The sequence below is a fragment of the Streptomyces sp. E2N166 genome, from assembly GCF_003671715.1.
GTDB classification, from domain to species: domain Bacteria; phylum Actinomycetota; class Actinomycetes; order Streptomycetales; family Streptomycetaceae; genus Streptomyces; species Streptomyces thinghirensis.
Window position 1 is genome coordinate 535559 of sequence record NZ_RAIF01000031.1, and the last position, 7857, is coordinate 543415.

A 7857-nucleotide genomic window follows, 5' to 3' on the forward strand; every position below is an offset into this window, starting at 1 on the left:
GCCGGCCCGGCCCCGCGTGGGTGGCGGGACCGGGCCGGCGGTCGGGTGAGCGTCGTTGATCAGCTTTCGCCGGACTCCGCGGGTTGCGTGGCGGCTGCGGCCACCTTGCGGGTGCGGCGAGCCTTCGGCTTCGCATCGGCCGTGTCGGTGGCCTCGGCGGGCGCCTCGACGGCAGCCGCCTTACGGGTCCGACGACGCGGCGCCGCCTCCGGCTCCTGCGAGGCCTGGGCCGGAATCCCGGCGGCGGCCTCGGTGGCCGCGACGGAGTCGGTGGCCTTGCGGGTGCGGCGGCGCGGCTTGGTCTCCGCGGCCTCGGCGGTGTCGACGGCGGCCTCGGCCTTGGCGGCGGCCGTCTTCCGGGTGCGCCGGGGCTTGGCCTCGGCGGCCTCCGGGGCCTGCGCGGCCGTTTCGGTGACCTCCGCGGTCTCCGCGGTCTCCGCGGCCTTGCGGGTGCGGCGGCGCGGCTTGGTCTCCGTGCCTTCGGCGGTGTCGACGGCGGCCTCGGCCTTGGCGGCGGCCGTCTTCCGGGTGCGCCGGGGCTTGGCCTCGGCCGCTTCCGGCTCCTGGGCCGTCTGGGCCGGGATGTCGGCGGCGCCCTCGGTGGCCTTGACGGGCTCGGCGGCCTTGCGGGTGCGGCGGCGCGGCTTGGTCTCCGTGCCTTCGGCGGTGTCGACGGCGGCTTCCGCCTTGGCGGCGGCCGTCTTCCGGGTACGGCGCGGCTTGGCCTCGGCGGCCTCCGGGGCCTGCTCGGCCTCGGTGACCTCCGTGGGCTCGGCGGCTGCGGCCTTGCGGGTGCGGCGGGGCTTGGCAGCCGCGGTGTCCGCGGTGTCAGTCGCGGTCGATGCCGCGGCGGCCGTCTTGCGGGTGCGGCGCGGCTTCGTCTCCGTCGGTTCGGACGCGGGCTCGGTCGCTCCCTCGGCCGTGTCGACCGCCGTCTCGGCGGCCGTGGCCTTGCGGGTGCGGCGGCGTGGCTTCTCCACGGGAGCCTCGGCCATCGGGGGCACCGGGGCCTCGATCACCGGGGCGTCGGCGACCGCCGGCTCGACCACCGGGGTGGTCTCCGGCGCCTCGGCCGACTTGCGGGTGCGGCGGCGACGCGACTTCGCCGGGGCCTCCGGCGTTTCCACGGCCTCCACGACCTCGGCGGTCGCGAGCGCGGTGCCCTCCGTGACCTGCGCGGCAGGGGCGCCGGTCGTCTCGGACGTCACGGGCCGGCGCGACTCTCCACTGCGCGTACGGCGCCGACGGCGCAGTGTGCGGGGCGCGGCGTCCGTGTCCACGTCGGCGGCGCTGTCCGCACCGCCGCTCACGACCTCGGGTGCGGTGGTCGCGGAGGCGTCCGCGTCCACCGGAGCACCGCCGCGCATCCGGCGCCGCCGACGCGGCGTCGTACGGGACGAACGCTCGTGGTCGGCGGAACGTGACTCGTCCCGGCCGCCGCCCCGGCCGCCTCGGCCGCCTCGGTCACCCCGGTCGCCACGAGCGCGCCCGCCCGGCTCGCCCAGGTCCTCCAGCTCCTCCGCGTCGAGCCCGGCGCGCGTGCGCTCCGAGCGCGGCAGGAGGCCCTTGGTGCCCTCGGGGATGCCGAGGTCGGTGTACAGGTGCGGAGAGGTGGAGTACGTCTCCGGCGGGTCGCTGAAGCCCAGGTCCAGCGCCTTGTTGATCAGCTGCCAGCGCGGGATGTCGTCCCAGTCGACCAGCGTGATCGCCGTACCCTTCGCGCCCGCGCGGCCGGTGCGGCCGATGCGGTGCAGGTACGTCTTCTCCTCTTCCGGCGACTGGTAGTTGATGACGTGCGTCACGCCCTCGACGTCGATGCCGCGAGCGGCGACGTCGGTGCAGACGAGCACGTCCACCTTGCCGTTGCGGAAGGCGCGCAGGGCCTGCTCGCGGGCGCCCTGGCCGAGGTCGCCGTGGACCGCGCCGGAGGCGAAACCGCGCTGCTTGAGCTGGTCGGCCAGGTCGGCCGCCGTGCGCTTGGTGCGGCAGAAGACCATGGCCAGTCCCCGGCCGTCGGCCTGCAGTATGCGCGCCACCAGCTCGGGCTTGTCCATGTTGTGCGCGCGATAGATGAACTGCTTCGTGTTGGCGACCGTCGCGCCCGCGTCGTCCGGCGAGGTGGCGGAGATGTGCGTGGGCTGCGACATGTAACGGCGGGCCAGCGAGATGACCGCGCCCGGCATGGTGGCCGAGAACAGCATGGTCTGGCGCCGGGCCGGCAGCATGTTGATGATCTTCTCGACATCGGGCAGGAAGCCCAGGTCGAGCATCTCGTCGGCCTCGTCGAGGACCAGGCTCTTGATGTGCTTCAGGCTCAGCTTCTTCTGGCCCGCCAGGTCCAGCAGGCGGCCCGGGGTGCCGACGATCACGTCGACGCCCTTCTTCAGGGCCTCGACCTGCGGCTCGTAGGCCCGGCCGCCGTAGATCGCGAGGACGCGCACGTTACGCACCTTGCCCGCGGTCAGGAGGTCGTTGGTGACCTGCTGGCACAGCTCGCGCGTCGGAACGACGACGAGGGCCTGCGGGGCGTCGGTCAGCGCCTCGGGTGCCGCGCGGCCCGACTCGACGTCGGCGGGGACGGTCACGCGATCGAGGAGCGGAAGGCCGAAGCCCAGCGTCTTGCCGGTGCCGGTCTTGGCCTGGCCGATGACGTCCTTGCCCGTAAGGGCTACGGGGAGCGTCATCTCCTGGATGGGGAAGGGAGTGATGATGCCGACGGCCTCGAGGGCTTCGGCGGTCTCGGGGAGGATCCCGAGGGATCGGAACGTCGTAGTCAGGGTGCTGCCTCTTCTGTGTGCGTGGTGCGAGGCGAGCGCGCGGGTCTTGCCGGACCGTGTCGGGGACGTCGGCTGCCTTACGGAATGAGCCGTAGGACACGGGACCTCTGTCGACGCTCCAGCGCTCGTACCACTGAGGGTCCCCCTCCGGATTCCGTACGCAGTGTGCGTACAGCAGGGAGGGCTGTCGGGTCGGAGCCGATCGGGCCACCGACCGGGCATCCTCATGCGTGCGGCCCGACGACGATGTCACGTACCCGTACGTCACATACTCGGCAGGCGCATTACCACCATACCCCGGATTCGCGCACACGCGATGGCCGATTTGGTCACGTAGTCGTCGTCACACTGAATGACCATGGCCGACCGGGGGCCTTCCCGCAGGCCACGGGCGGGCTATTGTGCGCTGCATGACGAGCTCTGACAAGCCTGGCAACGCCGCTGACGCCCCCGCCGAAACCACCGGAGCCACCGGAGCCACCGGAGCCACCGGAGTCGCCGCCCAGGACTGGGCGACGGCGGCCGCCGATCCGCAGTACCGTGCCGCGGTCGTGGACCTGCTCGGCGCACTCGCGTACGGCGAGCTGGCGGCGTTCGAGCGGCTCGCGGAGGACGCCAAGCTGGCGCCCACGCTCGCGGACAAGGCGGAGCTGGCGAAGATGGCGTCGGCGGAGTTCCACCACTTCGAGCGGCTGCGGGACCGGCTCGCCGAGATCGGCGAGGAGCCGACGGAGGCGATGGAACCGTTCGTGGCCGCGTACGACGGCTTCCACAAGCAGACGGACCCGTCGGACTGGCTGGAGGGGCTCGTCAAGGCCTACGTCGGCGACTCCATCGCCAGTGACTTCTACCGTGAGGTCGCGGCCCGCCTCGACTCCGACACCCGCGAGCTGGTGCTGGCGGTGCTCGACGACACCGGGCACGCGGGGTTCGCCGTGGAGAAGGTGCGCGCGGCGATCGACGCGGACCCGCGGGTGGGCGGGCGGCTCGCGCTGTGGGCACGGCGGCTGATGGGAGAGGCCCTCTCGCAGTCCCAGCGGGTGGTGGCCGACCGGGACGCGCTGTCGACGATGCTGGTCGGCGGCGTCGCGGACGGCTTCGACCTCGCCGAGGTCGGCAGGATGTTCTCCCGGATCACCGAGGCGCACACCAAGCGGATGGCGGCGCTGGGTCTGGCCGCCTGACCGTCTGGCCGTCCGGCCGCTGTCAGCGCGGGCGCGGCCCGGTACGGCGACGGCCTGTCAGGCGGTCGCCGATCGGCGGCGGAGTCTGCCCGCGGGGCGCAGGAGCAGCGACAGCGAGGCCGCGGAGAGGGTCGCCGAGCCCAGGAGAACCAGCAGGAGTCCGCCGGCGCCTAGCGCGGTGTGCGTGACGAAGGCCCCGAAGAGGGCCCCGGCGATCCCCGTCGGCAGGACCAGGACGCGGGCCGGCAGGCGGTGTGGCAGACGGTGGGCGGCGGCCCATGCCAGGGCGAAGCCGAGGATCGCGGCGCTGAGCGCTTCCAAGAGCATGTCGGGGTCCCTCCCACGCAGCCGGCCTGCCCCAAACGGTCACAGCCGTCTTACCCCTGACCTGCGGAATACAATCCTCCCCCTGTGGGTGAACTGTGCTCCGTCCGTGAACGAGGTGACGGGAGCAGACAGCAGACGACGGGAGGGACAGGGGGAACGGGAGGGGCCCGGCGGTGAGTCACCGCCGGGCCCCTCCCGTTCTGCGTGCGTCGTTCCGCGTCAGCCGACTACAGCGCGCCGAAGCCCACCTTGCGAGGGGCCTGCTCGCCGATCTCGACGTAGGCCAGACGGTCGGCCGGCACCAGGACCTTGCGGCCGTGTTCGTCCACGAGGCTCAGCAGCGCCGACTTGCCGGCGAGTGCCTCGGCCACCACACGCTCGACCTCCTCGGCACTCTGACCGCTCTCCAGAACGATCTCGCGGGGCGCGTGCTGCACGCCGATCTTGACCTCCACGGCTATGTCCCTCCGACGGTCAGTGAAGTGCGCGATCTTCCGCGCCGTACCCAGGACACATTAGCCCGGTGAGGGGACGTACACGCTGCGCCGGAGAACGCCAGGAGCGAACAGCCGACGGGAACAGGGTCGCCGTACGTGAGCCGCCGCCCGCCACGCCGGGAGGGTCGGTGCTGCTCAGTGCTGCTCGCTGCCGTGCAGCGGGAAGCCGGCGATGCCCCGCCAGGCCAGCGAGGTCAGCAACTGGACCGCCTGGTCGCGCGGCACGCTGCGGTCGCTGTGCAGCCAGGAGCGGGCCACCACCTGGGCGAGACCGCCCAGACCGGAGGCCAGCAGCATCGACTCGGCGCGCGAGAGGCCGGTGTCCTCCGCGATGACGTCGCAGATCGCCTCGGCGCATTCGTTCGTGACCTTGTCGACGCGCTCGCGCACGGCGGGCTCGTTGGTCAGGTCCGACTCGAAGACCAGGCGGAAGGCGCCGCCGTCGTCCTCGACGTACGCGAAGTAGGCGTCCATCGTCGCCCGGACGCGCTGCTTGTTGTCGGTGGTCGACGCGAGCGCGCTCCGTACGGACTGGATCAGGGACTCGCAGTGCTGGTCCAGCAGGGCGAGGTAGAGGTCGAGTTTGCCCGGGAAGTGCTGGTAGAGCACCGGCTTGCTGACGCCGGCGCGTTCGGCGATGTCGTCCATCGCGGCCGCGTGGTAGCCCTGGGCCACGAACACTTCCTGTGCGGCGCCCAGCAGCTGGTTGCGTCGGGCTCGGCGGGGAAGGCGTGTGCCCCGTGGGCGTACCGCCTCTGTCTGCTCGATGGCTGTCACGCCGCCTCCCATAGTCGTCCTCGCGCGGTGTGCGCCGCGTCGCCATCGTACTTTTCGGTAACCGTGGTGTGTGCGGTGCGAGCGCAGAATTTCACGGACCGGACGGTGGCGATAGCCGCACAACAGGTTTCAAAAGCGTTCAGGCCGGGCAGAAATCGGCCCCCTTCCTGCTCGGCGGGTTTCTCCGCCGCCTCCGGCACCGCGTCTTCGGTCGCCCGCGGCCGCGTCTCAGCGGTAGTCGTCCTCGTCGTGGGAGACGACCCGGGCCTGTTCCGCCAGGTCGGCCTCGTTGGCGCGGGCCGGATCCACATCGGTCAACGGGTCGTCGCGCTCCGGAGCGATGTCCGCCTGCTGCTCGGCGGCGTCGGCGTCCGGTGCCTCGACGTCGAACTCCTCCGCTTCCTGTGACTCGTCGTCGAAGGTCTCGGGGTCGGTCGGGTCGACGGTCATGCTGGGCTCCCTTCCTACGAACGTCCCTGAAGATGCAGGGGCCACACGCGGGTGCCCACTCCACGAGCCTAGGAGACACCCGATCCGGACGCCATGCGTCGCCGACGTCCGTGCCCGTTCCGTGCGCTGCCGCCATCAGTACCCGGCTGCCGCGCCGTCGCACCCCTGCTTGTGATGGCGAACACATGAACTACTGCGTGATCGTCTCGTAACATTGCCGCATGCCTTCGATCGAGCCGCCGTCCGTGCCGCCCGCCAACGTGCTGCCGAAGGTCGCAGCCGTCAAGGTCGCGGCCGGCGAGCGGCTCAGGTCGGTCCACCTGCCCGGTATCACCTTGACGGTGCGTTCGAGACCGCCGGCCCGCGAGGGGCTGCCGCCCGCGCTCTACGTCCACGGCCTCGGCGGTTCCTCGCAGAACTGGTCGGCGCTGATGCCGCTGCTGGACGGCGTCGTCAACGGCGAGGCCGTCGACCTGCCGGGCTTCGGCGACTCCCCGCCACCGGACGACGGCGACTACTCGATCACGGGCCACGCGCGCGCGGTCGTGCGCCACCTCGACGCGGCCGGGCGCGGCCCCGTGCATCTCTTCGGCAACTCGCTCGGCGGCGCCGTCGTCACCCGCGTCGCCGCGGTGCGGCCCGACCTGGTGCGGACGCTGACCCTCGTGTCGCCCGCGCTGCCGGAGATCCGCGTGCAGCGCAGCGCCGTGCCGACGGGGCTGCTGGCGTTGCCGGGGGTGGTTTCGCTGTTCACCCGGCTCACCCGCGAGTGGACCGCGGAGCAGCGGGTCCGCGGCGTGACGGCGCTCTGCTACGGAGACCCGGGGCGCGTGTCGCCGGAGAGCTTCCGCAACGCGGTGGAGGAGATGGAACGGCGACTGCGACTGCCGTACTTCTGGGACGCGATGGCGCGTTCCGCCCGCGGGATCGTGAACGCGTACACGGTGGGCGGCCAGCAAGGGCTGTGGCGACAGGCCGAACGGGTTCTCGCACCGACGCTGCTGGTCTACGGTGGACGGGACCAACTCGTCGGCTACCGCATGGCACAGCGGGCCGCCCGCGCCTTCCGTGACTCCCGGCTGCTGACCCTGCCGGACGCGGGGCACGTGGCGATGATGGAATACCCGGAGACCGTGGCCACGGCGTTCCGCGAACTCCTCGCGGGCACCGGGGAATCGGCGGTCGGCGAGAGGATCGACGCGGCCGTCGACGACGAGCCCGCCAACCAGACCACAGGAGGCTGAGGCGCGAAGTGGGACGCCACAGCCGCCGCGGGCCCGCCCCCGCCCCCGGGGCCGACGCCGAGGGCACCGCCGCAGCACGCGAGGGCCGGCCCGCCGGCCTGCTGGGCCGCCGCCGGGCGCCGGGGCCTCCGGCGGAGGAGCAGACGCCGCCGACGAACGGAACATCCCCCCAGGGGTCCGCGAGTCCGGGCCAACGGCTTCCGGACGGGACGCCTGCGCACGGGTCCCCCGCGGTCTCGGACGGGAGGCCGGCGCATAGGTTTTCCTCGGTTTCGGACGGGGCGCCCGGGCGTGGGCTTCCTCCGGTTTCGGACGGGACGCCCGCGCGTGGGTTTTCTTCGGTTTCCGGTGGGACGCCCGGGCGTGGATTTCCGGTGGGTTCGGACGGCACGGCGGCGCGTGGGTTCCCCAGGGTGGGGGACGGCACGCCGGCGCACGGTTTTCCGCGGGTGGCGGACGGTACGCCCGCTCGTGGTGTCCCAGGTGTCCCGGACGGTACCCCGGCGCGTGGCGTGCCGCGGGTCCGTGGTGGCCATCCCGAGCAGCGTGAACCCGGCGGTGGCTGGGGCGACGTGAACGGGCGGGCCGGTGCCGGACCCGG

The 7857-nt window shown here is 72.9% G+C and carries 7 protein-coding genes; 2 read left to right on the top strand and 5 right to left on the bottom strand.

The window, feature by feature from the left end; genetic code table 11:
* Nucleotides 1–59: 59 nt before the first annotated feature.
* On the bottom strand, nucleotides 60–2684 hold the full coding sequence (locus tag EBH09_RS24485) for a DEAD/DEAH box helicase (protein ID WP_121749086.1): 2625 nt from the start codon (nucleotides 2682–2684) through the stop codon (nucleotides 60–62).
* A 503-nt stretch (nucleotides 2685–3187) separates the two neighbouring features.
* Between EBH09_RS24485 and EBH09_RS24495 the strand changes: the two genes are divergently transcribed.
* Nucleotides 3188–3961 (top strand): ferritin-like domain-containing protein, encoded by a 774-nt coding sequence (locus EBH09_RS24495; protein ID WP_121749088.1) that lies wholly within the window; start codon nucleotides 3188–3190, stop codon nucleotides 3959–3961.
* A gap of 57 nt (nucleotides 3962–4018) precedes the next feature.
* On the opposite strand, the gene EBH09_RS24500 is transcribed toward EBH09_RS24495, so the two are convergent.
* The 4 genes from EBH09_RS24500 to EBH09_RS24520 form a co-directional block, all read right to left on the bottom strand.
* On the bottom strand, nucleotides 4019–4288 hold the full coding sequence (locus EBH09_RS24500) for a hypothetical protein (RefSeq protein WP_121749089.1): 270 nt from the start codon (nucleotides 4286–4288) through the stop codon (nucleotides 4019–4021).
* A gap of 227 nt (nucleotides 4289–4515) precedes the next feature.
* Entirely contained in the window at nucleotides 4516–4743 is a 228-nt protein-coding gene (locus EBH09_RS24505) for a DUF3107 domain-containing protein (RefSeq protein ID WP_121749090.1), read from the bottom strand.
* Between the two features lie 177 nt (nucleotides 4744–4920).
* Nucleotides 4921–5562 carry a TetR/AcrR family transcriptional regulator gene (locus tag EBH09_RS24510; protein WP_121749529.1) on the bottom strand — a complete coding sequence of 214 codons (642 nt, stop codon included), beginning with the start codon at nucleotides 5560–5562 and terminating at the stop codon, nucleotides 4921–4923.
* Between the two features lie 228 nt (nucleotides 5563–5790).
* A complete protein-coding gene (locus EBH09_RS24520) occupies nucleotides 5791–6012 on the bottom strand; it encodes a hypothetical protein (protein ID WP_121749092.1) in 222 nt (73 codons plus the stop codon).
* 221 nt (nucleotides 6013–6233) lie between these two features.
* Here EBH09_RS24520 and EBH09_RS24525 point away from each other — a divergent pair, with 221 nt between their 5' ends.
* Nucleotides 6234–7256 (top strand): alpha/beta hydrolase, encoded by a 1023-nt coding sequence (locus EBH09_RS24525; protein WP_121749093.1) that lies wholly within the window; start codon nucleotides 6234–6236, stop codon nucleotides 7254–7256.
* Nucleotides 7257–7857 lie beyond the last annotated feature (601 nt).